Annotated in this window: 23 protein-coding genes and 1 other RNA gene; 9 read left to right on the plus strand and 15 right to left on the minus strand. The window is 65.2% G+C overall.

Features of this window, described 5'->3' with window-relative positions:
• Positions 1–3: 3 nt before the first annotated feature.
• The 14 genes from ACFOMH_RS00495 to ACFOMH_RS00560 form a co-directional block, all read right to left on the minus strand.
• Complete coding sequence (locus ACFOMH_RS00495) at positions 4–846, minus strand: outer membrane protein assembly factor BamD (protein ID WP_374425846.1); 843 nt, start codon at positions 844–846, stop codon at positions 4–6.
• A 130-nt stretch (positions 847–976) separates the two neighbouring features.
• Complete coding sequence (gene lpxC, locus ACFOMH_RS00500) at positions 977–1,918, minus strand: UDP-3-O-acyl-N-acetylglucosamine deacetylase (RefSeq protein ID WP_377741917.1); 942 nt, start codon at positions 1,916–1,918, stop codon at positions 977–979.
• Between the two features lie 234 nt (positions 1,919–2,152).
• A complete protein-coding gene (gene ftsZ, locus ACFOMH_RS00505; protein ID WP_374425848.1) occupies positions 2,153–3,829 on the minus strand; it encodes a cell division protein FtsZ in 1,677 nt (558 codons plus the stop codon).
• 218 nt (positions 3,830–4,047) lie between these two features.
• Entirely contained in the window at positions 4,048–5,382 is a 1,335-nt protein-coding gene (gene ftsA / locus ACFOMH_RS00510; protein ID WP_377741919.1) for a cell division protein FtsA, read from the minus strand.
• Between the two features lie 24 nt (positions 5,383–5,406).
• The gene (locus tag ACFOMH_RS00515; RefSeq protein WP_374425850.1) at positions 5,407–6,423 is read right to left on the minus strand and encodes a cell division protein FtsQ/DivIB; all 1,017 of its coding nucleotides are present in this window, start codon (positions 6,421–6,423) and stop codon (positions 5,407–5,409) included.
• Positions 6,411–7,334, minus strand: a complete 924-nt coding sequence (locus tag ACFOMH_RS00520) for a D-alanine--D-alanine ligase (protein WP_374425965.1) — start codon at positions 7,332–7,334, stop codon at positions 6,411–6,413. Before ACFOMH_RS00520 ends, ACFOMH_RS00515 begins: the two co-directional genes overlap by 13 nt.
• 130 nt (positions 7,335–7,464) lie before the next feature.
• Entirely contained in the window at positions 7,465–8,385 is a 921-nt protein-coding gene (gene murB / locus ACFOMH_RS00525; RefSeq protein WP_377742366.1) for a UDP-N-acetylmuramate dehydrogenase, read from the minus strand.
• Positions 8,386–8,487: 102 nt separating this feature from the next.
• On the minus strand, positions 8,488–8,775 hold the full coding sequence (locus ACFOMH_RS00530) for a hypothetical protein (protein WP_374425851.1): 288 nt from the start codon (positions 8,773–8,775) through the stop codon (positions 8,488–8,490).
• A 155-nt stretch (positions 8,776–8,930) separates the two neighbouring features.
• A complete protein-coding gene (locus tag ACFOMH_RS00535; protein ID WP_377741922.1) occupies positions 8,931–9,593 on the minus strand; it encodes a calcium-binding protein in 663 nt (220 codons plus the stop codon).
• A 344-nt stretch (positions 9,594–9,937) separates the two neighbouring features.
• Positions 9,938–10,216, minus strand: a complete 279-nt coding sequence (locus ACFOMH_RS00540; protein ID WP_374425853.1) for a DUF2484 family protein — start codon at positions 10,214–10,216, stop codon at positions 9,938–9,940.
• Positions 10,213–11,640, minus strand: a complete 1,428-nt coding sequence (murC, locus tag ACFOMH_RS00545) for a UDP-N-acetylmuramate--L-alanine ligase (RefSeq protein ID WP_374425854.1) — start codon at positions 11,638–11,640, stop codon at positions 10,213–10,215. Before murC ends, ACFOMH_RS00540 begins: the two co-directional genes overlap by 4 nt.
• Complete coding sequence (locus tag ACFOMH_RS00550) at positions 11,637–12,725, minus strand: UDP-N-acetylglucosamine--N-acetylmuramyl-(pentapeptide) pyrophosphoryl-undecaprenol N-acetylglucosamine transferase (RefSeq protein ID WP_377742367.1); 1,089 nt, start codon at positions 12,723–12,725, stop codon at positions 11,637–11,639. Before ACFOMH_RS00550 ends, murC begins: the two co-directional genes overlap by 4 nt.
• 2 nt (positions 12,726–12,727) lie before the next feature.
• A complete protein-coding gene (locus ACFOMH_RS00555) occupies positions 12,728–13,897 on the minus strand; it encodes a peptidoglycan glycosyltransferase FtsW (RefSeq protein WP_377741924.1) in 1,170 nt (389 codons plus the stop codon).
• A 209-nt stretch (positions 13,898–14,106) separates the two neighbouring features.
• Entirely contained in the window at positions 14,107–14,496 is a 390-nt protein-coding gene (locus ACFOMH_RS00560) for a DoxX family protein (protein WP_377741926.1), read from the minus strand.
• 127 nt (positions 14,497–14,623) lie between these two features.
• Here ACFOMH_RS00560 and ACFOMH_RS00565 point away from each other — a divergent pair, with 127 nt between their 5' ends.
• Both ACFOMH_RS00565 and ACFOMH_RS00570 read left to right on the plus strand, forming a co-directional pair.
• A complete protein-coding gene (locus ACFOMH_RS00565; RefSeq protein ID WP_377742369.1) occupies positions 14,624–15,514 on the plus strand; it encodes an ATPase in 891 nt (296 codons plus the stop codon).
• Positions 15,514–16,437 (plus strand): homoserine O-succinyltransferase, encoded by a 924-nt coding sequence (locus ACFOMH_RS00570; protein WP_374425858.1) that lies wholly within the window; start codon positions 15,514–15,516, stop codon positions 16,435–16,437. Before ACFOMH_RS00565 ends, ACFOMH_RS00570 begins: the two co-directional genes overlap by 1 nt.
• A gap of 282 nt (positions 16,438–16,719) precedes the next feature.
• On the opposite strand, the gene lepB is transcribed toward ACFOMH_RS00570, so the two are convergent.
• On the minus strand, positions 16,720–17,391 hold the full coding sequence (gene lepB / locus ACFOMH_RS00575; protein WP_377741928.1) for a signal peptidase I: 672 nt from the start codon (positions 17,389–17,391) through the stop codon (positions 16,720–16,722).
• Positions 17,392–17,466: 75 nt separating this feature from the next.
• Here lepB and ppk2 point away from each other — a divergent pair, with 75 nt between their 5' ends.
• From ppk2 to ACFOMH_RS00610, 7 genes are all read left to right on the plus strand, one after another.
• Positions 17,467–18,348, plus strand: coding sequence for a polyphosphate kinase 2 (ppk2, locus tag ACFOMH_RS00580; protein ID WP_377741930.1), 882 nt, complete (start codon positions 17,467–17,469; stop codon positions 18,346–18,348).
• Positions 18,349–18,351: 3 nt separating this feature from the next.
• Positions 18,352–19,266, plus strand: coding sequence for a TPM domain-containing protein (locus ACFOMH_RS00585; protein WP_377741932.1), 915 nt, complete (start codon positions 18,352–18,354; stop codon positions 19,264–19,266).
• Between the two features lie 141 nt (positions 19,267–19,407).
• Positions 19,408–20,463 carry an ABC transporter substrate-binding protein gene (locus tag ACFOMH_RS00590; RefSeq protein WP_374425862.1) on the plus strand — a complete coding sequence of 352 codons (1,056 nt, stop codon included), beginning with the start codon at positions 19,408–19,410 and terminating at the stop codon, positions 20,461–20,463.
• A gap of 190 nt (positions 20,464–20,653) precedes the next feature.
• Positions 20,654–21,005: a transfer-messenger RNA gene (gene ssrA / locus ACFOMH_RS00595) on the plus strand.
• 212 nt (positions 21,006–21,217) lie between these two features.
• Positions 21,218–22,990 (plus strand): SLC13 family permease, encoded by a 1,773-nt coding sequence (locus tag ACFOMH_RS00600; protein WP_377741933.1) that lies wholly within the window; start codon positions 21,218–21,220, stop codon positions 22,988–22,990.
• A gap of 89 nt (positions 22,991–23,079) precedes the next feature.
• The gene (locus ACFOMH_RS00605; RefSeq protein ID WP_374425864.1) at positions 23,080–24,357 is read left to right on the plus strand and encodes a lytic murein transglycosylase; all 1,278 of its coding nucleotides are present in this window, start codon (positions 23,080–23,082) and stop codon (positions 24,355–24,357) included.
• Between the two features lie 269 nt (positions 24,358–24,626).
• The gene (locus ACFOMH_RS00610) at positions 24,627–25,022 is read left to right on the plus strand and encodes a hypothetical protein (RefSeq protein ID WP_377741935.1); all 396 of its coding nucleotides are present in this window, start codon (positions 24,627–24,629) and stop codon (positions 25,020–25,022) included.
• Positions 25,023–25,067 lie beyond the last annotated feature (45 nt).

Below are 25,067 nucleotides of genomic sequence, written 5' to 3' on the forward strand. Positions count from 1 at the left end.
CCCTTACAGCCACTTGCCCTGAACGACCTGACGGTAAACCCCGGTCAGCCAGCTGTTGCCGCGCGCCTCGGGTTGCAGACCATGGCCGCGCAGCTGCGCATAGGCATCCTGATAGAAGGGCGAGGACCGGAAGTTATGGCCCAGAATCGCACCCGCCGTCTGGGCCTGATCGTTCAGACCAAGCGCCAGATAAGCCTCGACCAGCCGCATCAGCGCCTCGGGCGTGTGGGACGTGGTCTGATAATCCTCGACCACGACGCGGAAGCGGTTGATGGCGGCGGTGTAATGCCCGCGCTTGAGATAATAGCGCCCGATCTCCATTTCCTTGGCCGCGAGATGGTCGAAGGCCAGATCGAATTTCAGGATCGACGAGCGCGCATATTCGGTATTGGGATATTCCTCGATCACCTCGCGCAGCGATTGCAGCGCCTGGAAGGTCAGGCCCTGGTCGCGGCCCACCTCGTCGATCTGATCGTAATAGGATAGCGCCAGCAGGTATTTCGCATAGGCCGCATCCTGATCGCCCGGATAGGTGTCGATGAACCGTTGGGCGGCGCCCCGCGCCTCTTCATAGTCGCGGGCGCGGTGATAGGAATAGGCCTGCATGATCAGCGCGCGCTTGGCCCAGTCGGAATAGGGATAAAGCCGCTCGACCTCGGTGAAGTATTTCACCGCATCCTTGGGCTTGCTCGAATTCTCGAGCTCGTATTCGCCGCGCTTGTAGATTTCTTCGGCGGTGAAATTCTCTAACGATTCGGGCACATCGCCGCCCCGACCACCACAGCCAGCAAGAAGGCCGACCGACAGCACAGCCGCGACCAAGTAACCCGATCTGATACCCGTCATTCCACCCTGCCCGTCAGAATCCTATGCCACCCCGCAGGGATATGAGCCTGCGCAGCCCGGTCGTCCTAGCACAGAAAATCTGGCTGCGCAAAATGCCAAAAGCGGAAAAATCACCGTCCGGCCATCACCCTTAGGCGACGGCCAGTTCCGGCATATGCGGCATCATCCGCGCGGCCGAGCCAACCACGCCCGCGCCCGGCAGCCGGCTTTCCATCGCCGGGGTCAGAACCACCCATTCCCAGGCATCGGGCTGGGCGAACAGGGCGCGCAAAAGCTTGTTGGTCATCGCGTGGCCGGCACGATGGCCGGTATAGCGGGCCAGAAGCGGCGCCCCGGCCAGCCCCAGATCGCCCACGGCGTCCAGCATCTTGTGGCGCACGGCCTCGTCCTGATGGCGCAGGCCGCCGGGCGACAGCACCTTATCGCCGTCGATCACAACCGCGTTCAGATAGGTACCGCCAAGCGCCAGACCGTTTTCCTGCATCTTCACCACATCCGCCTGACGGCAGAAGGTGCGGCTGTCCATCAGCTCATGGACAAAGGTGCCATTGGCCATATCCAGCCGCTTTACCTGATGACCGATCGCAGCATCGGCAAAGTCGATGTCGAAATGGATCTCGAGGTGATCGGCGGGCGACAGCCGGGCAAAGCCCTCGCCATGGCGGACCTCGACCGGGCGCAACAGGCGAATCGCACGCAGCGGTGCGTCGATCTGTTTGCGCAGGCCGGCCTCGAGGATGCCTTGCACGAAGGGTGCGGACGAGCCGTCCAGAATCGGGATCTCGGGGCCGTTCACCTCGACCACGGCATTGTTGATGCCGGTGCCGACCAGCGCCGCCATCACATGCTCGACCGTCGAGACGGTGACCCCCTCGCCATTGTCCAGAAGCGTGCAAAGCTGCGAGGGCGACACCATGTCCCAGCGGGCGGGAATCCGCACGCCGCCCAGATCGGTGCGCACGAAGACGATGCCATGATCGACCGGCGCCGGCAGAATCGCCAGCCGCACCGCCGCACCTGAGTGCAATCCCACACCGCGGAACCGGGCTTTCTGTGCAATTGTCGTCTGCATGGCCTGCCTGCCGTTTCTGAATTCACTGTTATGCTCGGGAATCCATGTCCCCGGCTCATGTTCAGTTAGGCACAGGTGCCCCGGCACTCAACTAACGAATTGTGACGGCATGTAACAATCGCCCGCCAGGCCGGGCGGAGCCATGCCGATGCCGGTCAAAGATCTGAATATCAACGGAAAAGGGGCCGATGGATCGGCCCCTTTGGTTGCATCTGCAAAAAACTTGTGAACGGTTCAGTTGGCCTGACGGCGCAGGAAAGCCGGAATTTCGACATTGTCATCGGCCCGGTCGGGGCTGGCCAGATCGTCGAAACCGGCATCGAAACCGCTGCGCGAGCGGGCGGCGACGCGTTCGTTCACGCGCTCGGCGATGGTCGCCGGGCTGGGCTTTTCGGCCTGTTCGCCATGACCCGAGATGCGTTCCAGCATGCGCGACAGACCACCCATGCGGCTGGGATTGCGCGTGGTGTCGGCGGCGGGCTGCTGCGGTTGCGGGGGCTGGGCCTGGCTGCGCTGTTGGGCGGCGGCCTGACGTTCGGGGGCGCGCTGGACTGCGGCGGCAAGGCGCTGCATCACCGCATCCGAAGGCGTGCCGGCGGGCTGTTGCTGCGGCGCGCGGCGGGTCGGCGCGACAAAGCCGCCGGCATCGCCGTTCAGCGCATCCGCCTGTGCGGCCGGCGCGGGACGCGGCTCGGGCTGGCGGGTTTCGGGCTGATAGGCCGGGCGCGGCATGTCGTCTTCGTCATAGCGCGGCGCGGGCGCCTCATAGCGGGCGGTGGGCTGGGGCGCGCGCGCGACCGGCGTCTCGTCCATTTCGGCCACGGGCGCGGTACGGCGCGGCGGCACCGGCAGATCGTCCTCGGCCGGCTTTTGGGCCACGACCGGGTTCTGGGTCAGCGGCTCTTTCATGCCACGGCGCGGGGCGGGAAGCTCTGCGGCCGAGGCATCGATGCCGGTCGCCACGACCGACACGCGGATGGCGCCGTCCAGCGACGGGTCCAGCGTCGAGCCGACGATGATATTCGCCTCGGGATCGACCTTTTCGCGGATCTTCTCGGCCGCCTCGTCCATCTCGAACAGGGTCAGGTCGTAGCCGCCGGTGATGTTGATCAGCACGCCCTTGGCGCCATTCAGGCTGATTTCGTCCAAGAGCGGGTTGGCGATGGCCTTTTCGGCGGCCTGCACGGCGCGGTTCTCGCCCGAGGCTTCGCCGGTGCCCATCATCGCCTTGCCCATCTCGTCCATCACGGCGCGCACGTCCGCGAAGTCGAGGTTGATCAGGCCCGGACGCACCATCAGGTCGGTCACGCCCTTGACGCCCTGATAGAGCACGTCATCGGCCATGGCAAAGGCTTCGGTGAAGGTGGTCTTTTCGTTGGCCAGACGGAACAGGTTCTGGTTCGGAATGATGATCAGCGTGTCGACGACCTTTTGCAGAGCCTCGACGCCCTCTTCGGCCTGACGCATGCGCTTGCTGCCTTCGAACTGGAAGGGCTTGGTCACCACGCCGACGGTCAGGATGCCCATTTCACGCGCGGCCTGCGCGATGATCGGGGCGGCGCCGGTGCCGGTGCCGCCGCCCATGCCGGCGGTGATAAAGCACATATGCGCGCCCATCAGATGGTCGACGATGTCCTCGATGGTTTCCTCGGCGGCTTTCGCGCCGATCGAGGGTTTCGCGCCTGCGCCAAGGCCTTCGGTCACTTTCGGGCCGATCTGGATGCGGCTTTCGGCCTTGGACGACTGCAATGCCTGCGCGTCGGTGTTCGCGACCACGAACTCGACACCCTCAAGCTGCTTGTCGATCATGTTGTTGACCGCGTTGCCGCCTGCCCCACCCACGCCGAAAACGGTGATGCGCGGCTTCAGCTCCTGGTCATCGTTCAGCATCAGATGGATCTGCCGTTCCATGTCTCGCCTGCCCTCGTCATGTTTGCGCCGGACGTCCCGCCCGGTCGAATCCCTTAATTGGTCCAAGCCTAGCCAGATTCGCGTCCAGCGTCACCCGAAAAACACGGCTGTAATACAAAATATGGCGGTCTGGCGGGCAGGTATAGGCGGCATCTTGCCCATTCTCCAGCATCTGGTGGGGCTTGTCGCCACCACCACCGGATTGGGGTTCCCTTCAACTACCAGTTGTTTCGGAACCAGCGATAGGCGCGGCGCAGGCTGCGCGCCGGATAGGCCTCGGCGGGCATGTCGAAATCCCACCATTCGTCCTGGGGATGGGCCGTAAGCAGCGCCAGACCGATGGCCGAGGAAAATCCCGGCGCCGTCGCGTTATGGGGCAAGCCCTGGATACGCAAGGGCCGGCCGATGCGCACATTCTGGCCCAGCATGCGCGCCGCCAGTACATCCAGCCCCGGGATCTGACTGCCGCCGCCGGTCAGCACGATCTGACGGGAAGGCATGAAATCAAAGCCGGATGCGTCCAGAATCTCACCCACTTTCTCAAGGATTTCCTCGACGCGGGGGCGCATGATGCCGATCAGATCGGCGCGGCTGACACTGCGGCGGTCGGTTTCCCAATCGCCGGTTTCGCCGCCCAGCTGGATCATCTCGCGGTCGTCGCGCCCGGTGGCTTCCAGCCCGCCATGCAGGGTTTTCAGCCGCTCGGCGACGCTGTGGCTGACCCGCAGCCCCTTGGCGATATCCTGGGTGATCAACTCTCCACCAAATCGAACTGCGTCGGCGAAGATCATGTGTTTCTTGATAAAAACCGAAACGCCCGTGGCGCCGCCGCCCAGATCGATACAGGCCGCGCCCAGCTCCTGTTCATCCTCGACCAGCGCCGCAAGCCCCGCCGCATAGGATGCCGAGGCCACGCCCGCCAGCTCCATGTCGCAGCGCCGGATGCAATGGACCAGATTGCCCGCCGCATCCCCGTCGATGGTCAGCACATGCATGTCGCAGGCCAGCCGGTCACCGGAGTGATCGCGCGGATCGGACAGGCCCGAACGCCCGTCCACGGCGAAATTCACCGGCTGGGCGTGCAGCACCTCGCGGCCACGGCCGAATTCGGGCACGTCGCAGGCGCCCAGCACCCGCGCCACGTCCTGTTCGGTCACCTTGCCCGCGCTCAGCACGATTTCGCCCGCCAGCCCGTATGAGGCCGGCCGCGCCCCGGAAATGCAGGCGATGACGTGATCGACACGCACCCCGGCCACCTTTTGCGCCGACTGGATCACGGTGCGGATCGCGCGCTCGGTCTCGGCCATGGTCTGGATCTCGCCATAGCGCAGGCCGCGCGAACGGGTATGCGCGGTGCCGATGACGCGGAAATTCGACTGCCCGGCCATCGGCCCGACGCCGTCGGTTTCACGAAACTGGCTGGGACCGTCGAATTGCAGCACGAGACAGGCGATTTTCGAGGTTCCGATGTCCAGAACCGCGATGACGCCGCGCTGCATGGCCTGTCGGCGCATGTTCCGCATTGCCCGCTGGCCCTGACACAGATCCCTCATTTTCCCTGCCCTCTCAATTCATTATCAGATTTTCTTGGAATTTTTATTGGCTTTGGCGATGGCGGCCTTGTCGATCGGATTGCCCTCGGCATCCAGCTCTGGCTGTCCACGGGCGCGGCGGATGGCGTTTTGCGCTTCAAGCCCCAGACGCACCACCGGGCGCGCCTTCTGGCGCAGATCGACGACCGAAATGTCGCGGTCCAGCATGGCCTGCGCGCGGTCCTGCGCGATGACGCTTTCCAGCGCCTGCAACGCCCCCTCGGGGGGCAGCTTGATGCGCTGACCCCGGTCCAGAACCAGATCCCAGCGCCGTTCGCCCATGCGTTCAAGCCCGCGCAGACGCGGCAGCACGGGGCCGGCCGCGTCGATCAGCGCCAGCGCCTCGGGGGTGGCGCGGTCGGCGCCCTCGCCGGCGATGATCGGCAGATCCTTGCGCACCTCGCGCGAGGTGGCCGAGGCAACGCGGTGCCCGGTCTTGTCCAACAGCTCGATCCCGCGCGCATGACGCCACAGCACCACCGGCACGCGTTCCGTCACCGTGGCGGACAGGATGCCGCCGGGCTTGATGCGCAGTTCGACCGCCTCGACGGCATCCAGCTTGAGCACCCGTTCGCGCAGGTTATCAAGGTCGATGTCAAAGCTCGATGCCGGAAGCGCCACTGGCAGCATGGCGCGCAGCCCCTTGTCCACGACCGGCGAAGCGCCCTCGATGGTCATCATCTTGACCATGAACGCCTCGCGGTGCTGAACCTTGTCGACAATGCTGTCGATGCCGCCGGTCAGATTGGCGCGCCGGGTTTCATCCGACAGCCAGATCCCCGCGACCAGCACCGCCAGAAAGGCCGGAATGCCGATATGCACCAGCCGGCGCATGATCGGGCGCAGCATCATCCGGTTCAGCCGGTAAGCCAGCCGCGACGGCGCCGGATCGCGGCGCGCCGCGCGCTGCGGCGTGGGTTCGGGACGCAAGGGGGCATGGCGCACCGGCGCCGGACGACCGCGATCGCCCTGGCCACGGGCAAAGGGGTTCAGTCCCTGCATCGCGCCTCCTCGACGATCCAGCTGCACAGGGCGGGAAAGTCCATGCCGGCATGGGCGGCCTGTTCGGGCGCAAGCGAGGTCGGCGTCATGCCGGGCTGGGTATTGGTTTCCAGAATGATCAGGCCGTCCAGCCCGCGCGTATCGTCCCAGCGGAAATCGCTGCGCGACAGGCCCCGGCAACCCAGAACCTGATGCGCGCGCACCGCATAATCACGGCAGGCGGCGGCGATCTCTTCGGGGATTTCGGCCGGGATCACATGGCGCGACCCGCCGGGTTTGTATTTCGCGTCGTAATCGTACCAGCCGGTGGTCACGATCTCGGTCACGCCAAGCGCGCGGTCGCCCAGCACGGCCACGGTCAGCTCGCGCCCCGGGGCATAGGTTTCGACCATGACCTGGGCCGGCATCTGATCCGACAGATTCGGCGGCGAATTGGCCAGTTCGTGGACGATATAGACGCCGACGGACGAGCCTTCGTTATTGGGTTTGACCACATAGGGCGGCGGCAGGACATGGCGCGCGCGCACATCATCCGCATCGGCGATCACGCTTTCCAGAACCGGCAGGCCGGCCTCGCGGAACGCGGTCTTGGCGCGGGCCTTGTCCATCGCCAGCGCCGAGGCCAGCACGCCCGAATGCGTATAGGTCAGGCCCAGCCATTCCAGCACGCCCTGAACGCAGCCATCCTCGCCCCAGCGGCCATGCAGGGCGTTGAACACCACGTCAGGCCCGATCTCGGCCAGACGCGCCGGCAGATCCCTGCCCGCATCCAGTTCGGTAACATCATACCCCGCCTGCCGCAGCGCCTGCGCGCATTCCCGCCCGGACGACAGCGACACTTCGCGTTCGGCCGAGGGTCCGCCCATCAGGACCACGACTTTCGGGGCTGTCCTGCTCGACCTGCCCACCAATTTCCGCCTCATTCGCCCGGTTGATCCGGTGCGTTTCTATTTGGACAGGATAGCCGCTTGGTCGGAATCGCAAAAGTCCCTTTTCGCGTTCCGGGCGATATTTTCATGGAATCCGGTGGGATCGGGCGGATTACGGCTCGCCCAGGCGGATCACTTCCCATTGCAGGTCATGGCCGCTGGTTTCGCGCACGCGCGCGCGCACCAATTCCCCCAGCGCCTCAAGCTCGGCGGCGGTCGCCCCGCCGGTATTGAGCAGAAAGTTCGGATGCTTTTCAGACATTTGCGCGCCGCCCAGCCGGTGCCCGCGCAGGCCCGCCGCATCGATCAGCGACCATGCCTTCAATGCATGCGTATCATCCGCCCGTCCGGTCGAGGAAAAGCCCGCCGGATTGCGAAAGGTCGAGCCGGCGCTGCGTTCGCGGGTCGGCTGGCTGGCATCGCGGCGGGCGAGCTGATCCTCCATCCGGGCGTCCAGTTCGGCGGGATCGCCCGCATCGGCACGCAGTACGGCATGGGTGATGACCCACCCCTCGGGCAGGTCGGAATGGCGATAGCCAAAGCGCAGATCGGCCGCCGCAAGATCATGGACCGTGCCGTCGCGCGCCACCGTCCGGACCGAAACCAGATGATCGGCCAGATAGGCGCCATAACAGCCCGCATTCATCCGCACGGCGCCGCCGATACTGCCCGGAATGGTGCGCAGGAATGTCAGGTCCAGCCCGGCCGCCGCCGCCTTGCGCGCCACATGCGCATCCAGCGCCGCCGCGCCCGCGGTGACCATCTGGCCATCGATCACGATATCGGCAAAGCCGCGTCCCAGACGGATCACGACGCCGCGCACACCGCCATCGCGCACGATCAGGTTCGAACCGACGCCGATCGGAATAACCGGCATGGCCGGGTCCAGCGCGCGCAGAAACGCCGCCAGATCGTCCTGATCGGCGGGCTGGAACAACCAGTCGGCCGGGCCGCCCACGCGCAGCCAGGTCAGGCCGTCGAGCGGCCGGTTCGGCGTCAGCGCGCCGCGAGGTGTTGGAAGCTGCTGCTGCATCATGGCGCGGTGGTAGCCAGCCTTGCGCGGGCCGTCAACACGCCGCGCACGCCCATTGGGGCGGCCGGCATCAACCGGCGCCGGGGATCGGATCGCCCCGGCTCAGGGCATCGCCTGACGGTGCTGCCACGCGCCCAGAATTGCCCCCAGCACAAGCGACATGAAGGCCGGCAGCAACAGGAAATAGATTACGATCGTATGCATGCCCGCCACTTCGGGGGTCAGCGTGGGCCGGGCGGTGACCCAACCGTAAAGCATGACCAGCGCGCCAAAGATCAGGCTGCCCCAGAACACCTGTAGCCCGCGCCGCCGCGCCAGCACCCACCCCATCAGCCCCGGCAGCGTAAAGGCCGCCAGCGACGCCAGGATCAGAGATTGCCATAGAGACATGCGGGGCCCCCTTGTCGTTCCGGTGCCAGAGACTAGCCCCCGGCCGGGTGGCGGATCAAGCTTGCGTCCCGCCCCTGCGACAAGATGAAACAGCGCGGCGGCCAAAGCAACCGGCCAGGCCGATGCGGGGCAGGTGCGCCCTGCCCCGCAGGTGATCAGAACACGAAGTCGTTGATATCCAACTGCGAAAGCTGCATGTCCTTGATGGTCACATAGGTGTCCGATCCCAGCGCCATCACGATATTGTCGCCGACCTGCGCGGCGGCGCGGATCACCAGCTGCACCTGCGCGCGGCTGAAATCGTCGAATTCCAGCCGGTCGAGGCCGTTCTGGAAATCCCGGACCGCATCGCTGCCATTGCCGCGTTCGAACTCGAACACATCCGCCCCGGCACCACCTGCAAGGACGTCATTGCCCGAACCGCCGTCCAGCGTGTCGTTGCCCGCCTCACCGGCGAGGAAATCGTTGCCGGCATCGCCGTCGATCTCGTCATTGCCATTGCCGCCCCAAAGCATGTCCTTGCCGGAACCGCCCTCAAGATCGTCATGACCGTTGGCGCCGTACATGGTGTCATCCCCCGCGCCGCCATCCAGCTTGTCATCGCCCAGACCGGCATGCAGATGGTCGCGACCATTGCCCCCGAACAGCGCATCCGCGCCGCCGCCGCCGATCAGCTTGTCATTGCCATCGCCGCCAAGCAGCGTGTCGTGGCTGTCCAGACCGTAAAGCGTGTCATTGCCCGCCAGCCCCGAAAGATAATCGCGCCCCGCGCCGCCGGTCAGAACCTCGGATGCGGCCGTACCAAGTTTGCGTACCATGTTCATTGTCCTTTCAAAATCAACCGGACCGGGATGGCCTTTTCGGCATCATCCGGCCCCAATATGCCGTCGCCGCATCCTGCGATGCCGCGCGACCCTGTCCGGCGCGTCACGGTCTAGCAAAATTTAGTAAAACTTTCTGCAATATACGCAGAGATCGGCGAAATATCGCCGGGTCGGGGTCAAGGAATTGATAAGCATCGCTTTATTCAGCGACCAATCGGGACCGCTAGAAAATAATGCAATATAATCATAGCGACAGCGGGGCGTCCGCGCCATAACCGCGAATCACGGGCCAACCAAGCCCCGCGATGCACGGGATCTCGCGGCCATGCGCCCGGGGCTCAATGCGATCCACGTTCGGCGGCCAGATGCCGGCGGCGGCGCCAATGCTCGACCGGCGGCCATGCCAAAAGCGACAGGCCAAGCGCCAGAAACAGCACCCCGCAGGCCGGCCCCGCCAGATAGGTCAGCCAGCCCAGCACCGGCACCCCGAACACCACCAGCCCCGCCAGGATCAGCGGCCGCGTACGATGCCGAAACAGCGGCAGCATGCAGGCCAGCGCGACCCAGAGCATGGCCAAAAGCATGGCGACCAGCGGGTGCATCACAATCGGATTCACGCCGCCTTCTCCTGAAGGCGTTCGGGAAGATTGTTGGCCCAGGCCGAAATCGTGCCGGCGCCCAGACAGACGACCATATCGCCCGGACGCGCCTGTTCGCGCACCAGCCGGGCCAGATCCTCTTCGTCGATCACGGCGCGGGCATGGCGATGGCCATGCGCGATCAGCCCGGCGACCAGATCGTCGCGCGAGGCGCCGGGGATCGGATCCTCGCCCGCCGAATAGACCTCGGCGATGGCGACGACATCGGCCTCGTTGAAACAGGTGCAGAAATCGTCGAACAGGTTCGACAGCCGCGAATAGCGATGCGGCTGATGCACGGCGATGACGCGGCCCTTGCTCGACTGGCGCGCGGCCTTGAGCACGGCGGCGATTTCGACCGGATGGTGGCCGTAATCGTCGATGATGGTGACGCCATTCACCTCGCCCACGCGGGTGAACCGGCGGCCGACACCGCCGAATTTGGCCAGCGCCTCGCGGATCTGGGCGCGTTTCATGCCCAGATGGCGGGCAACGGCCACAGCGGCCAGCGCGTTCGAGACGTTGTGATCGCCCGGCATCGGCAGGGTGCAGCCCTCGATCACCGGAACCTCGCCATCATGCAGCTCGGCCTCGCCCTGCAAGGCGATGTCGAAATGCGCGACGCCGTTTTCATAGCGCAGGTTCATCGCCCGCACATCGGCCTGGGCGTTGAAGCCAAAGGTCGCGACACGGCGGTCGGTCAGCTTGCCGACCAGCGCCTGCACCTCGGGGTGGTCGGTGCAGCAGACGGCCAGACCATAGAAGGGAATACCCGAAACGAAATTGTAAAACCCCTGACGCAGCGCATCGAAGCTGCCCCAATGTTCCATATGCTCGGGGTCGATATTGGTGACGATGGCGATGGTCGCGGGCAGGCGGTTAAAGCTGCCATCGGATTCGTCGGCCTCGACCACCATCCATTCGCCGGCGCCGGCGCGGGCGTTGCTGCCGTAGGCGTGGATGACGCCGCCATTGATGACGGTCGGGTCCAGCCCGCCCGCATCCAGAAGCGTGGCGACCATGGTCGTGGTCGTGGTCTTGCCATGGGTGCCGGCGATGGCGACGTTGGATTTCAGCCGCATCAGTTCGGCAAGCATCTCGGCCCGGCGCACGACCGGCAGGCCACGGCGGCGGGCCTCTTCCAGTTCGGGATTGCCCTTCTTGATCGCGGTCGAGATGACGACGACGCCCGCATCGCCGATGTTTTCGGCGCGCTGCCCCTCAAAGATGGTGGCGCCCAGGCTTTCCAGCCGGTCGGTGATCTTGGACCGCTTGGCGTCCGAACCCTGCACGCAATAGCCCAGCGTCATCAGCACCTCGGCGATGCCCGACATGCCGATGCCACCGATTCCGATGAAATGAATAGGCCCCAGTTCTCCGGGAAGTTTGGTCGCTGCGTTCATCGGGTCAGTTCCGTCACTAGCTCTGCAAGGCGCTCGGCCGCGTCGGGGCGGCCCAGCGATAAGGCGGCGGCGGCCATCTGGCCGGCACGGGCGCCTTCGGTAAGGATCGCCCGGATGTCGCGCCTGAGGCTCTCGGCGTCAAGCACTGATTCGGGCAAAACGATTGCCGCGCCGGCTTCGGCAAGGGCGCGGGCGTTCGCGGTTTGATGGTCGCCGGTCGCGGCGGCATAGGGGATCAGAATCGCCGGACGCCCGATCACCGCGATATCGGCCACCGACGAGGCGCCCGAGCGGCTGACCACCAGCTGGCATTCGGCCAGCCGGCGCGGCACGTCGTCGAAAAAGGGCTGGACCTCGGCGGTAATGCCGGCCGCGACATAGGCGGCGGTGACGCGGGCGGCGTCCTCGGCGCGGGCCTGATGGCTGACCTTCAGCCGGGCGCGGATATCGTCGGGCAGGCCGGCAATGGCCTCGGGGACCACGTCCGACAGCACCCGCGCACCCTGACTGCCGCCGATCACCAAAAGGTTCAGCGCCCCCTCGTCCGAGGGCGGGGTATAGGGCGCGCCGGCCATGTCCAGAACCGCCCGGCGCACCGGGTTGCCGGTATGGATCCCCGTGACACGGGGCGGCAGCGCGGTCGGCCAGGTGCCACAGGCCACGCGGTTCGCGCGCGGGGCAAAGAGCGCATTCACCCGGCCCATGACGCCATTCTGTTCATGGATCATGCGCGGGATGCCCATGCTGACCGCCGCGGCCATGGCCGGAATCGTCGGATAGCCGCCAAAGCCCACCACCACGGCCGGCCGGTCGGCGCCAAAACCCCGGCGCGCGGCCATCACCCCCGAGGCGATCTTGAAGGGCGCGCCCAGCTTGCCCATCAGCCCGCCCCGCGCGGTGGTGGCCGAGGTCACAACCTCGCGCGTGACGGCATCGGGAAAGCCGCCGGCATAGCGCGCACCGCGTTCATCGGTGGACAGCTTGACCCGCCAACCCTGCGCCAACAGCACCTCGGCCAGCGCCTGGGCGGGAAACATGTGGCCGCCGGTCCCGCCGGCGGCGATCAGGCAGAGCGGGGATCGCACGGTCATTTCCGGCCCCGGCCCAGCACATCGCCCATGCGCCCCTGCGGACGGGCGCGGGTCAGCGCCAGCAGCATCCCCATGGCGATCCCCGAGGCGATGACCGACGAGCCGCCATAGCTGACGAAAGGCAGCGTCATCCCCTTGGCCGGCAACAGCCGCACCGCCACGCCCATATTGATCAGCGCCTGCACGCCAAAGGCGCATGCAAGGCCGGTGCCCGCGATCCGCACAAAGGGATCGCGCTCGTCACGCAGCCGGAACAGCGAACGCACGACGATGCCGCCATAAAGCAGGATGATCGCGATCACCATGATCAGGCCGTATTCCTCGGCGGCGACGGCGATGATGAAATCGGTATGGGCATCGGGCAGCGACCATTTCACCGAGCCCTCGCCGACGCCGACCCCGAAAAAGCCCCCCTCCTGGATGGCGTTCCAGGCATAGCCAAGCTGTGTGCGCGGATCGACATCCGAGGCCAGGAACCCGTCGATGCGGCGGGCAAAGTGTTCGGACGCGCCATAGGCAAAGAACCCGCCCATGATCGCCGAGGCCAGAACGCCGACCAGCAGCATCAGCGGCGCGCCGGCGATGAAATACATCACGCACCACGAAAACAGCACCAGCGAGGCCTGTCCGAAATCGGGCTGCAAGGCCAGAAGCACCACCGTGATCGCGGCCACCGCCGCCGAATAGGCGCGGCCGGGCGGGCCGCCGACCTCTTGACTGGCGGCCATGAACCATGCGCAGACCGCGACGAAACAGGGCTTCAGGAATTCCGAGGGCTGGACCGACATCCCACCCGGCAGCCGCAGCCAGCGCACCGCGCCCTTGCCGAAATCGGTGCCGATGAAGGGCAGGACCAGCACCACCAGAAAGGCCGCCAGAAAGCCCAGCACCCCGATCCGGCGCACCATGCGCGGCGAAAACGTCGACACCACCAGCATCGCCACGATCGCCGCGCCGCCGAACACCGCCTGACGGGTGACATAATAGAATTGCGGCAGCCCGTTCTTTTCCGCCAAGGGCACCGAGGCCGCGAGCCCCAGCAGCAAGCCCATGGCAAACAGCCCCAGCACGCATGCCAAGGACCATCGGTCAAGCGTGCGCCACCAGCGTGGAAGAATCGGATCGCCCGCCCGAATGGGCGTGGTGCCAAAGACCATCTCGGTCATGGAATACCGCCGTCACTGCCTCGATACATCGCCCGTTTTCCGGGTCTGATGCGAATCATAGCCTGAAAGGCCGGGCCGCGCTACAGCGGATTCGTTAACACAGGCGACAAAGGCAAAGCGCCGCCGTGACGCATTTCCAGCCCCGTTTCGCCGGTTCAGACCCTAACCGGCCCCACCCGGCCCGGCCCCGATCCATCCGCGCGCGCCCGTCAGGGCAGCCAGCCCAGAATGCCGGGCGCATCGCCGCCAAACAACGCCAGCGCGCCGCCGCCCACAACGACCAGCGCAAAGAACCCGCCCGCCATGGTGACGTTCTTGAGAAACTCGGTCAGGTTGCCGCGATGCTCAAGATAGCCGGTCAACAGGCACCAAAGCCCCAAAAGCAGCGCCGCCGTCCGCAAGGGCCAGCCCAGCACGATCGCCACCCCGCCCGCCGTCTCGCAGATGGCCACCATCAATGCCATGAATTTCGGATCGGGAAAGTCGAGCTTGGCGATCAGCGGCGCGATCCTGGCATCGCCGCCGCGCAATTTGCCAATGCCCCAGATGATGAAGGGCACGCCCAGAAACAGCCGTACAATGAAAAGCCCGAACGCCATTCCCCGTCCCCTGAAATATCCGCGCAGGCGCAAAGCCTGCCATGGCGGGTCCGAAAGTCAATCGCCCGGCCCCTTCCCTAAAGCCGCGCATGCGCTTAACTAACCGCGAAGGACACAAGGAATGCCCATGCTTTACAAGACCAAAGCCGAGTGGCTGGCGGCACAGCGCAAGCGGGTGCTGTTTTTCGGCATGTCGGGCCTGGGCAAGACGCATCTGGCCTCGATGCTGCGCATGACCGGGGAATGGTTCCACTATTCGGTCGATTACCGCATCGGCACCCGCTATATGGGCGAGCTGATTGCCGACAATTTCAAGCGCGAGGCGATGAAGGTGCCGTTCCTGCGCGAACTGCTCTTGTCGGATTCGGTCTATATCGCCAGCAACATCACATTCGAAAATCTGGCCCCCCTGTCGACCTATCTGGGCAAACCGGGAAGCGTGACCCGCGGCGGGCTGGAATTCGACGAATACATGCGCCGGCAGGATCAGCACCGCAGTGCCGAGATCGCGGCGCTGCTGGATACCGGCCATTTCATCCGGCGCGCGCGCGAAATCTATAATCTGGGGAATTTCGTCTGCGATTCCGGCGGCTCGGTCTGCGAGGTGGTCGATCCTTTCGCGGAACGCGATCCGGTTCTGGACGCGCTGGAACGCGAATTGCTGCTGGTCTGGATCAAGGGTTCGGACGCCCATACCGAGGAACTGGTGCGCCGTTTCGACCGCGCGCCCAAGCCGATGTATTACCAGCCCGATTTCCTGGACCGCGCCTGGACCGATTACCGGGTTGAAAAAGGCCTGCGCGAAGATCAGGTAAATCCCGACGATTTCATCCGCTGGACCTATGCCCGCGCGCTGGCCCACCGCCAGCCCCGCTATGAGGCCATGGCCCGGCGCGGCGTGACCGTTCTGGCCGAGGAAGTCGCCGAGGTCGGAACCCCGGACCAGCTGATCGGGCTGATCGGCACCGCAATCGAACGAACGGCCATCGACAGAAAGACCGACAGAAAGGACGCATGATGCCCATCACCCTGCCCAATGACCTGCCCGCCTTTGACATTCTGTCGAACGAGGGCGTCATGGTCATGTCGCCGGGGCGTGCGGCCACCCAGGACATCCGGCCGCTGCGCATCGCGCTGCTGAACCTGATGCCGAAAAAGATCCAGACCGAAAATCAGTTCGCCCGCCTGATCGGGGCGACGCCGCTTCAGATCGATTTTCATCTGATCCGCATGTCGGACCACGAAAGCCGCAACACGGCGGCCGATCACATGCAGTCCTTTTACCGCCGCTTTTCCGAGGTCGAGGCCTCGGGCGAGAAATTCGACGGCCTGATCATCACCGGCGCGCCCATCGAGCACCTGCCCTTTGAAGAGGTGACCTATTGGGACGAGCTGAGCCGCGTCTTTGAATGGACCCAAAGCCATGTCCATTCGACCTTTGGCGTCTGCTGGGGCGGCATGGCCATGGCCTGGCATTTCCACGGGCTGGAAAAGCACATGCTGGACCACAAGGCCTTTGGCTGCCTGCGCCATCGCAATCTTGCGCCCTCAAGCCCCTATCTGCGCGGATTTTCGGACGATGTTCTGGTCCCTGTCAGCCGCTGGACCGAGGTCCGTCAGGACGAGGTCGACGCAAGGCCCGCGCTGAAAACGCTGATCGCATCCGATCAGGCCGGCCCCTGCCTGCTTGAGGATGCCGGGCACCGCGCGCTTTATGTGTTCAACCACTTTGAATATGACAGCACGACGCTCAAGGACGAATATGACCGCGACGTGGTGGCCGGAAAACCCATCGACGTGCCGGAAAACTATTATCCCGACGACGACCCGTCCCAGCCGCCGAGCAACCGCTGGCGCAGCCACGCGCATCTGCTTTACGGCAATTGGATCAACGAGATCTATCAGACGACCGAATTCGACCTGATGAAGATCGGGACATGAGCCGACCGGCCAGAAACCCCGCCACCAACAGGTGAAAGGGCACCCAGAACATCCCCCAGAGGAAAAACGCCCCGCTGCGGTTCATGAACGAAACATCATAGGTCCGCGCCACCCCGACCGTCACCAAAAGCCATATCGCCAAGAGCAGCGCGGCGATGATCGCGCTCACCTGCAACAGTCGTCCGGTCACGGCGCCCCCTTTTTTGCGTCAACCGGCGCGGGGGCGCCGCCGCGCGGCACCGCCTGCGCCCCATCACCTTCCCCCGCCGCATCGCCCGGCATCTAGGGCGCCGTGGGTTCGCTTTCGGGCGCCATGACCCCCACCATCAGCAACAGCGACACCATGCCCGGCCCCCCCAGTTCCGGGCCAAGGCGGCTGTCCATGGCAATGTCGCGGTGATCGCCCATGACAAAGACATGGGCCGGCGGCACCGTCACCTCGGCCATCTCGTCCAGAGTGCTGCCCGAGACCGCGTCCAGCACCTCATAGCTGGCGCCGTTGGGCAAGGTCTCGCGGAATCGCGGCAGATCGCAGCCGCCGCTTTTGCCGCACAGGGCCAGCGGCCCCGCCGCCAGATCCGGCGCGATCCGGTAATCGGCCAGCCGCTCACGCTTGGCCGGCACGCCGTCGATGACGGGAACCCCCGCCACCACCGCGATGCGCTGCCCCGGCAAGGCGATGACACGCATCAGATTATCGGCGCCGGCCGTGGTCCGATAGGCGATCAGCGCACCCGCATCGGGCAGTTCGGCCCCGGTCCAGATCCGCAGGCAGTCGCCCGGCTCAAGCGCCGGCGACATGGCCCCGGTCGATTGGCGGTAAAGCTTTTGCAGCCCAAGGGCGCAAAGCGGGCAAAGACAAAGCCCCTGCGCCTGAACCGGGCCGGGACCGGACAGCATGCCGCCCGAAATCAGCGTCGTCGCCAGCATCCGGGTCCATGATCGTGGGAACATTGTCGCGCCTTGTCTCGTTCAGGGTTTCGTGGCGATAATCGCCACCGTGACCCCTTTGCGCAATCGCGGAACACCATGAGCGAACAGCCCGACCTGCCCTATGTGGGCCAAATCACGAAATACTTCGAGAAATCGGCCCCCAAGGACATCCGCAAGGCCATCGAAAAGGCGGGCAAGGACGACATTCTCGATCCCTCATACCCCTATCGCGAGGAAATGAAATCGCGCGATTACGACGCCCATATGGCGCAGTTGCAGGTCCAGCTGGTGCGGCTGATGCGCGACGTCATCCATGCCGGCAAACGCATCGTGGTGCTGTTCGAGGGGCGCGACGCCGCCGGCAAGGGCGGCACCATCGAACGCGTGCGCGAGAATCTGAACCCGCGCTCGGCCTATATCGTGGCGCTGCCCAAGCCCAGCGAACGCGAGGCGGGCGAATGGTATTTCCAGCGCTATACCGACTGGCTGCCGGCCAAGGGCGAAATCGCACTGTTCGACCGCAGCTGGTACAATCGCGGCGTGGTCGAACGGGTTTTCGGCTTTTCCGACGCCGCGCAGCGCGAAACCTTTTTTCGCCAATTGCCCATGTATGAGGACATGCTGGTCGATGACGGGGTCACGCTGGTCAAGCTTTGGCTGAACGTGGGCCGGGCCGAACAGCTCAAGCGCTTTCTCGACCGTGAAAAGGACCCGCTCAAGCAATGGAAGCTCAGCTCGATCGACGTGGACGGTCTGGGCAAATGGGACGATTACACGGCGGCGATCCGCGACACGCTTTCGCGCAGCCATACCGGCATCGCGCCCTGGACGGTCATCCGCTCAGATGACAAGAAACGCGCCCGCATCGCCGCCATTCAGACCATCCTGCGCAGCGTCGATTTCGCCGGCCGCGACGACAAGGCGATCGGCACGCCCGATCCCGCGATCACCGGCGGCCCCGAGATCCTCGGGGACTAGATCATGCGCCGCCTCGTCCTTTTGCTGGTGATCCTGTGTACGGGTCTTGCGCCCGCGCGCGCCCAGGACCGCACCGAGGAATTGCCGCAATGGCAATCCACGACCGTCAACGATTTCGCCGGCCTGCTCATGCCCGAGGATGCGCAGACCATCGAACAGGCGCTGACCGCGCTGCGCGACGAAACCGGGATCGAGGGCACGGTGGTCACCCTGCCCGACCGCACCCGCTTTGGCGGCACGAAGGGGCTGGAACCCTTTGCCACCCGGCTGTTCAACCATTGGGGCGTGGGCGATGCGCGGCGCAATGACGGTTTCATGCTGCTGGTCTTGCAGGACAATCGCGAAGCGCGGATCGAACTGGGCCGCGGCTATGAAAACGACGCCGACATCCTGGCCCAGGACATCATGCGCGGGGTCATCCTGCCCGATTTTCGCGACGGGCGCATGTCCCAGGGCATCCGCGAGGGCACGCAGGCCATAATCGACCAGATCGCGCGCCCGACCGCACAGGGCGACGACATTACCCCCGCCCGGCCCGGCCTGATCGAGCGCCTGCTGCCGTTTCTCTTTGGCGGTGTCTGGCTGCTGATTCTGGGCGGGATCGGCCGCAATATCTGGCGGCGCAACCGCTGCCCGCAATGCGGCCAGAGGGGCTTGCGAACCGAAAGCACCCCCGAACGGACGGCCCAGCCCGATGGCGGCCATCTCGTGGCGCAGGAAATGGTGACGCGGCACTGCCCGCATTGCGACTGGTCCGAAACCCGTTCCCGGCCACTGCCGCGCATGATCTGGTACGATGCAACGGGCCAGCGCCTGCGCGACGCACGCAATCCCGCCTATCGCGGCCGCGCGGATGGCGGCTCATCGGGCTTTGGCGGCGGCTCATCGCGCGGCGGCGGCGCCTCTGGGCGCTGGTAACAATCTGATTGAAAACAAATTTCAACCGGACGGCGCCCACCAAAAAGTCAACCTGCCCCCCGCAACCAAAGCTTGCGACAACCGCCCCACCCGGCTAGCGTTTCCCCATCCTGCCACTCACCACTGACCGAAAGGCCCCAGATGAAACACCTGCGTTCCTCCGCCATCGCGCTGATCCTCGCCGGCACGGCGATCAGCCAGCCCGCCCGCGCCGCCGATCCCGAACTCACGGTCTTCGACTGGGCCGGCTTCGAGGAACCGGCGATCTGGCAAGGCTATGTCGACAAGAACGGCGATCAGCCCACCTTCGCGCTTTATGGCGACGATGACGAGGCCTATCAAAAGCTCGCTTCGGGCTTCAAGGCCGACGTCGCCCATCCCTGCGCACAGATGGTATCGAAATACCGCGACGCCGGGCTGATCGAACCCTGGGACGTGTCCAAGATCCCGGCCTTCGACACCATCGCCCCGCAATTCCTGAACTCGCCGATCTTCAAGGACGATCAGGGCGTCTGGTACATCCCCACCGACTGGGGCGCGACCGCCATCGCCTATAACACCGAAACCGTCCCCGCCGAGGATGTCGCAAGCCTGAACGTCTTCATCGACCCGAAATATCAGGGCCGCACCTCGCTGCCCGACAGCGCCGACGATGTCTGGGCGCTGGCCTATCTGGCCACCGGCGTGACCGACTGGACCAAGGTGACCGACGAACAGTTCCAGGCTGCCGCCGACTGGCTGCGCAAGGCCCATCAGAACGTCGCCGCCTATTGGGCCGATCCCGCCCAGCAATCGCAGCTGATGGCCTCCGGCGCGGTCGATGTGGCCTGGTCCTGGCAGGACGCGGTCGTGCTTTTGCAGGCAGAAAACTACCCCGTCGGCTTCCAGCGCGCCGCCAAGGAAGGCAGCTCGACCTTCTTCTGCGGTTTCATCAACCTCAAGAATGGCCCGGGCAAGGAAGACAAGGCCTATGACTTCATCAACGCCTGGCTCGCCCCGCCGGCGGCCAAGGGCCTTCTGGACACCATCGGCTACGGCCATACCTCGACCGTCGCCATGGACACCATTAAGGACGAGCCCGCGGTCAAGGCAAACCTCTCGCCCGTCGACGCCCCGATCCTGGCCCAGACCCCGAACGATCCGGCGCAGCGCGAAAAGCAGCTGGCCGAATTCGAAAAGATCAAGGCCGGCTTCTGATCCGACACCCCGGGACAGGGCCGCAGGCGGCCCTGTCCCTACCACTGCAAACGCTCTTTCTTCTTCATGAAAATATCCCCGGAGGGGGGAATTGGCCCGCCTGCGGGCCAAGGGGGGAACCGGCGGTTCCCCCAACCCGGCACAATCCCTTCCGCCCGCCTTGGTTCCTCCGCCTCCACTCGCACCTCCCCACCTTGACGCTGTCCCTGGCCACGCTTATCTTGATCCTGCTCCTTCGGGGGCTATGGACATAAACGGCTGTCTTACTAGCTGGACTGGACTCGGCTGCGAAGCCGACACCTCCACCAAATCACCCTTCGTTGGGGGCTTATGGGGGTGAAACAGGATCGACAGACTGTGAACGGGCTGATCTTTGTCTCGGTGAGCTACCACCGTTATCGGTGCAAAATGTACAGTTGCCAACGACAACCGTGCTCCGGTCGCGCTGGCTGCGTAAGCAGTTCGCAAGATCGAAACTTAAGCCCTTGCGCCTAGCAGCGTAAGGCGGGGTTCGCAGGCACCTGGCAACAGAAGCCTGCACTTTCCCCCCACTCAAATCCCCCCGCAGGCCTGTATTTCTGACAGGTCCCGGCTTTGCCTCGGCGCATATCGCCGCGGGCATCCGACGCCTTGTCCGCATATTGGGGGACCGGCATTTTCCACCTGTGCGGGAACCCCGCGCCCTGACAGGCATTGGCCCTGAGCAAAGCCGCCACCTCACCCGCAAAAGCCTGCGACGCGACAAGGGGACCCGATGACACAGGATCAGATCACCCTCTTTGGCCTTTTCGCGGTGCTGATCGCGGCGCTGATCTGGGGGCGGTGGCGCCATGACATCGTGGCCTTTGCCGGGCTGATCGCGGGGGTGCTTCTGGGCCTCGTGCCGGCGGATCAGGCATTTTCGGGCTTTGCCCATCCCGCCGTCATCACCGTGGCGCTGGTGCTGGTGGTCTCGGCGGGCTTGATGCGGACGGGCGCGGTGCATCTTCTGGGGCGCTATATTGCCCGACCCGAGGCGCCGGTTCCGCTGCATCTGTTGCGGCTGGGCGGGGTTGGGGCGGCGCTTTCGGCGGTGATGAACAATGTCACCGCGCTGGCGCTTCTGATGCCGCTCGACATGCAGACGGCGCGCAAGGCCGGGCGCTCGGCCGCGCTGACGCTGATGCCGCTGGCCTTTCTGACCATTCTGGGCGGCATGGTGACGCTGATCGGGACGCCGCCGAACCTGATCGTGTCGGGCTTTCGGGCCGAGGCCACGGGCGAACCCTTTGGCATGTTCGACTTTACCCCGGTCGGCGGCGCGGTGGCGCTGGCCGGGCTGGCCTTTGTCGCGCTGATCGGCTGGCGGCTGCTGCCCCGGCGCCCGGATCTGGACGAGGGCGCCGAAAAACAGATGCGCGAATATGTCGCCGAACTGGTGGTGGGCGAGGGCAGCCGCGCCGCCGGCATGACCCGCGCCGAGATCGAGGCCGCCGCCGATAAGGCCAATGCCGGGGTGGTGGCGGTGACCCGGCGCGGCCGCAGGCTTTACGGCCGCCCCGAAGAGGTCACCGCCGATCTGGGCGATATCCTGCTCTTGCATGCCGCCCCCGCCGCGCTTGAGGAGCTGCGCGTCGAGATGGGCCTTTCCTATCCCGATGGCCGCGACGCGGACGCCCCGCTGATCGCGCGCGAGGGGCAGACGATGATCGAAACCGTCGCCACCAAGCAGTCGCGCCTGATCGGCCGCACCGCGCGCCAGCTGCGCCTGGGTCAGGATTACGATTCCGTGCTTCTGGGCATCATCCGTCAGGGCCGCACCGTGCGCGCGCATCTGCGCGACACCCGCATCCAGCCCGGCGATATCCTGCTTTTGCTGGTGCCCGAGGCGCGGGCCGAACAGGTCGTCGAATGGCTGCATGTGATGCCGCTGAACGGGGCCGAGCCGGTGGTCAAGGAAAGCCGCGCGACCTTTGCCATCGGGCTTTTCGCACTGGCGCTGATCGCGGTCAGCTTTGGCTGGATCAGCATGCCCATTGCACTTGGCGTCGTGCTGGTCGGTTATGTGCTGGGCCATGTGCTGACGGCCGAGGAAATCTATGACCATGTCGACTGGCCGGTGATCGTGCTTCTGGGCGCGATGATCCCGCTGGGGCTGGCGATGGAAACGACGGGGGCATCCGATCTTGTGGCGGGCTGGCTGGCGCGCGCCACGCAAGGGTTGCCGCCATGGGTGGCGGTCACGCTCTTGCTGGTGGCGACCATGTTCATCTCGGACGTGCTGAACAATAACGCGACCGCGATTCTGGCCGCGCCCGTGGGGCTGAGCCTTGCGGAAACCACCGGCACCAATCCCGACACCTATCTGATGGCGATCGCGGTCGGCGCCTCATGCGCGTTCCTGACGCCCATCGGGCATCAGAACAACACCATCGTCATGGGGCCGGGCGGCTATCGCTTTTCCGATTACTGGCGGATCGGCCTGCCCTTGGAAATCATCGTCACCGCCGTCGCCGTGCCGATGCTTCTGATCACCTGGCCGCTTTAGGCGCGCCGCCGCACGGGCCGAAGGTTTCGGCTTTCGGTGCGGCCGTCACCCCGCTAGGCTGTTTCAAAATCGCAAATCAGGGGACATTGATGCGCCATTCACTGAAGCTCGCGGCGGGACTGACCGCCCTGACCATGATCCTCGCCTCATGCTCGGTGGGCAATTACAACCCCGGCGGTGTCGGCCAGGTCACGCAAGAGATCAAATGGGGCCGCAACCAGAACCCGCCCGCCGCCAAGGTCGCCGGCATGCAGGGCTGGGTCCAGAATTTCCGCGCACAGGCCCGCGCACAGGGGATCAGCGACGCGACGCTGGACCGCGCCTTTGCCGATGTGACCTACAACCCCGAGGTGATGCGCCGCAGCCAGAATCAGGCCGAGTTCAAGAAATCGCTGTGGGAATATCTGGAAAACGCGGTTTCCGAAAAGCGCCAGACCAATGGCCGCGCCGCATTGGCGCAATATGGCGGCGTGCTGAACCGGGTCGAGGCCGCCTATGGCGTCGACAAAGAGGTCGTCACCGCCGTCTGGGGCATGGAATCCACCTATGGCGAGCGGCGCGGCGACATGCCGGTGATCGAGGCGCTGTCCACGCTCAGCTATGAGGGGTATCGCGACGGATTTTTCCGCAGCCAGCTGATCGGCGCGCTGCGCATCCTGCAATCGGGCGATATCGACCCCGCCCATATGAGCGGCAGCTGGGCCGGCGCCATGGGCCATACCCAGTTCATCCCGACCACCTATCTGGCCTATGCCGCCGACTTCACTGGCGACGGGCGGCGCGACATCTGGTCGAACGATCCCAGCGACTCGCTGGCCTCGACGGCGAATTATCTGGCCAAATCGGGCTGGCAGCGCGGCCTGCCGGCGGCGGTCGAGGTCACTTTGCCGCCGGGCTTCAACATGGGGCTGGCCGGCAAGGGCAAGCGGCGCTCGGTTTCGGAATGGCAATCCATGGGCGTGCGGCAGGCCAATCAGCGTCCCCTGCCCCCGGGCGGCACCGCGACCGAACTGATCGTGCCGGGTGGGCGCAATGGCGCGGCCTTCCTGATCACCCGCAATTTCCACGCCATCCTGCGCTATAACAATGCCGACAGCTATGCGCTGGCGGTGTCGCATCTGGCCGACCGGCTGAAAGGCTATCCGGGGCTGGCCAATCCCTGGCCCGCCGACCATCCCGGCCTGCGCATCGAACAGCGCAAGGAAATGCAGGAACTGCTGACCGCGCGCGGCTTCGACACGCAGGGCGTGGACGGCAATGTCGGCTCGAACACGACCACGGCCATTCGCGCCTATCAGCAGTCGCGTGGCCTGCCGGTCACGGGTGAGCCCTCGGCCGAACTCTTGCAACAATTGCGCCGTGGCTGAGACAGGAATGCCTTTCCGCGCCCCGAACCGGGGCGCGGTTTTTTTGTAGCAGGCGATTGCCACGCGGTCCGGGCGGTGCCACCGTGTATGCGGTCACGGCGCCCTGAAGGTCCGGCGCCTCGACCCCGATATCCGCCCGGCCGGGCGCCGAAAGGCGCAGGGCCTGCCGCTGAGAAGCGTGCCCCCGTTTGTCGATGTGAACGACACCAAGGCACAAGTCCCCGGGAATGCGAAAAGCCTTGAGAATACAGATCGCAATCTATGCGGCGATGGGCTTTCTTGCCGCCGCACTCCCGTCCTCGGCCAAGGTTTTCCTTTGTGCGGGTCACCCAGAGGATGGCATTCTTTCGCGCGAAAACCATGCAGCCGAAAACACAAACACACCGGTCCCCGAACTGCTGTCGTGTCAATGCCGGCAAAAACTCGCGTCGGATCGGGACGGCAAACCATATGATCGGTCGCAGATGTGTCCATGCATGAGCAATGCCCTGCGCGCCTGTAGCACCGCCCCGGATCGGGAAATGTGTTACGGCAAGGCGCTGAGTTATCTGGAAAATCAGACGCTTCTAGCTGTGAAACCGGTGCCGTTCATCGAATTCGCGACAAGGATGAATTTCGCAATCCTCGCCGAGATCGAAAATGGGACGCGCGCGGACGAACCTTGACGCAGAACGCAGGGGACAACCGGTCTGAAAGACGGAAAGCGCCTT

The organism is Paracoccus mangrovi, assembly GCF_042648425.1.
Classification (GTDB): Bacteria; Pseudomonadota; Alphaproteobacteria; order Rhodobacterales; family Rhodobacteraceae; genus Paracoccus; species Paracoccus mangrovi.

What these genes read in the sequence shown, in the direction of transcription:
- ACFOMH_RS00610 (WP_377741935.1), top strand. Translation starts at nt 24,627, where the DNA reads ATGGGCTTTCTTGCCGCCGCACTCCCGTCCTCGGCCAAGGTTTTCCTT.
- ftsA (WP_377741919.1), bottom strand. Translation starts at nt 5,382, where the DNA reads ATGAGGGATCTGTGTCAGGGCCAGCGGGCAATGCGGAACATGCGCCGA.
- ACFOMH_RS00495 (WP_374425846.1), bottom strand. Translation starts at nt 846, where the DNA reads ATGACGGGTATCAGATCGGGTTACTTGGTCGCGGCTGTGCTGTCGGTC.
- ACFOMH_RS00570 (WP_374425858.1), top strand. Translation starts at nt 15,514, where the DNA reads ATGCCCATCACCCTGCCCAATGACCTGCCCGCCTTTGACATTCTGTCG.
- ACFOMH_RS00600 (WP_377741933.1), top strand. Translation starts at nt 21,218, where the DNA reads ATGACACAGGATCAGATCACCCTCTTTGGCCTTTTCGCGGTGCTGATC.
- ACFOMH_RS00530 (WP_374425851.1), bottom strand. Translation starts at nt 8,775, where the DNA reads ATGTCTCTATGGCAATCTCTGATCCTGGCGTCGCTGGCGGCCTTTACG.
- ACFOMH_RS00590 (WP_374425862.1), top strand. Translation starts at nt 19,408, where the DNA reads ATGAAACACCTGCGTTCCTCCGCCATCGCGCTGATCCTCGCCGGCACG.
- ppk2 (WP_377741930.1), top strand. Translation starts at nt 17,467, where the DNA reads ATGAGCGAACAGCCCGACCTGCCCTATGTGGGCCAAATCACGAAATAC.
- ACFOMH_RS00605 (WP_374425864.1), top strand. Translation starts at nt 23,080, where the DNA reads ATGCGCCATTCACTGAAGCTCGCGGCGGGACTGACCGCCCTGACCATG.
- ACFOMH_RS00560 (WP_377741926.1), bottom strand. Translation starts at nt 14,496, where the DNA reads ATGGCGTTCGGGCTTTTCATTGTACGGCTGTTTCTGGGCGTGCCCTTC.
- lpxC (WP_377741917.1), bottom strand. Translation starts at nt 1,918, where the DNA reads ATGCAGACGACAATTGCACAGAAAGCCCGGTTCCGCGGTGTGGGATTG.
- ftsZ (WP_374425848.1), bottom strand. Translation starts at nt 3,829, where the DNA reads ATGGAACGGCAGATCCATCTGATGCTGAACGATGACCAGGAGCTGAAG.
- murC (WP_374425854.1), bottom strand. Translation starts at nt 11,640, where the DNA reads ATGAACGCAGCGACCAAACTTCCCGGAGAACTGGGGCCTATTCATTTC.
- ACFOMH_RS00565 (WP_377742369.1), top strand. Translation starts at nt 14,624, where the DNA reads ATGCTTTACAAGACCAAAGCCGAGTGGCTGGCGGCACAGCGCAAGCGG.
- ACFOMH_RS00555 (WP_377741924.1), bottom strand. Translation starts at nt 13,897, where the DNA reads ATGACCGAGATGGTCTTTGGCACCACGCCCATTCGGGCGGGCGATCCG.
- lepB (WP_377741928.1), bottom strand. Translation starts at nt 17,391, where the DNA reads ATGTTCCCACGATCATGGACCCGGATGCTGGCGACGACGCTGATTTCG.
- ACFOMH_RS00585 (WP_377741932.1), top strand. Translation starts at nt 18,352, where the DNA reads ATGCGCCGCCTCGTCCTTTTGCTGGTGATCCTGTGTACGGGTCTTGCG.
- ACFOMH_RS00515 (WP_374425850.1), bottom strand. Translation starts at nt 6,423, where the DNA reads ATGCAGGGACTGAACCCCTTTGCCCGTGGCCAGGGCGATCGCGGTCGT.
- ACFOMH_RS00535 (WP_377741922.1), bottom strand. Translation starts at nt 9,593, where the DNA reads ATGGTACGCAAACTTGGTACGGCCGCATCCGAGGTTCTGACCGGCGGC.
- murB (WP_377742366.1), bottom strand. Translation starts at nt 8,385, where the DNA reads ATGCAGCAGCAGCTTCCAACACCTCGCGGCGCGCTGACGCCGAACCGG.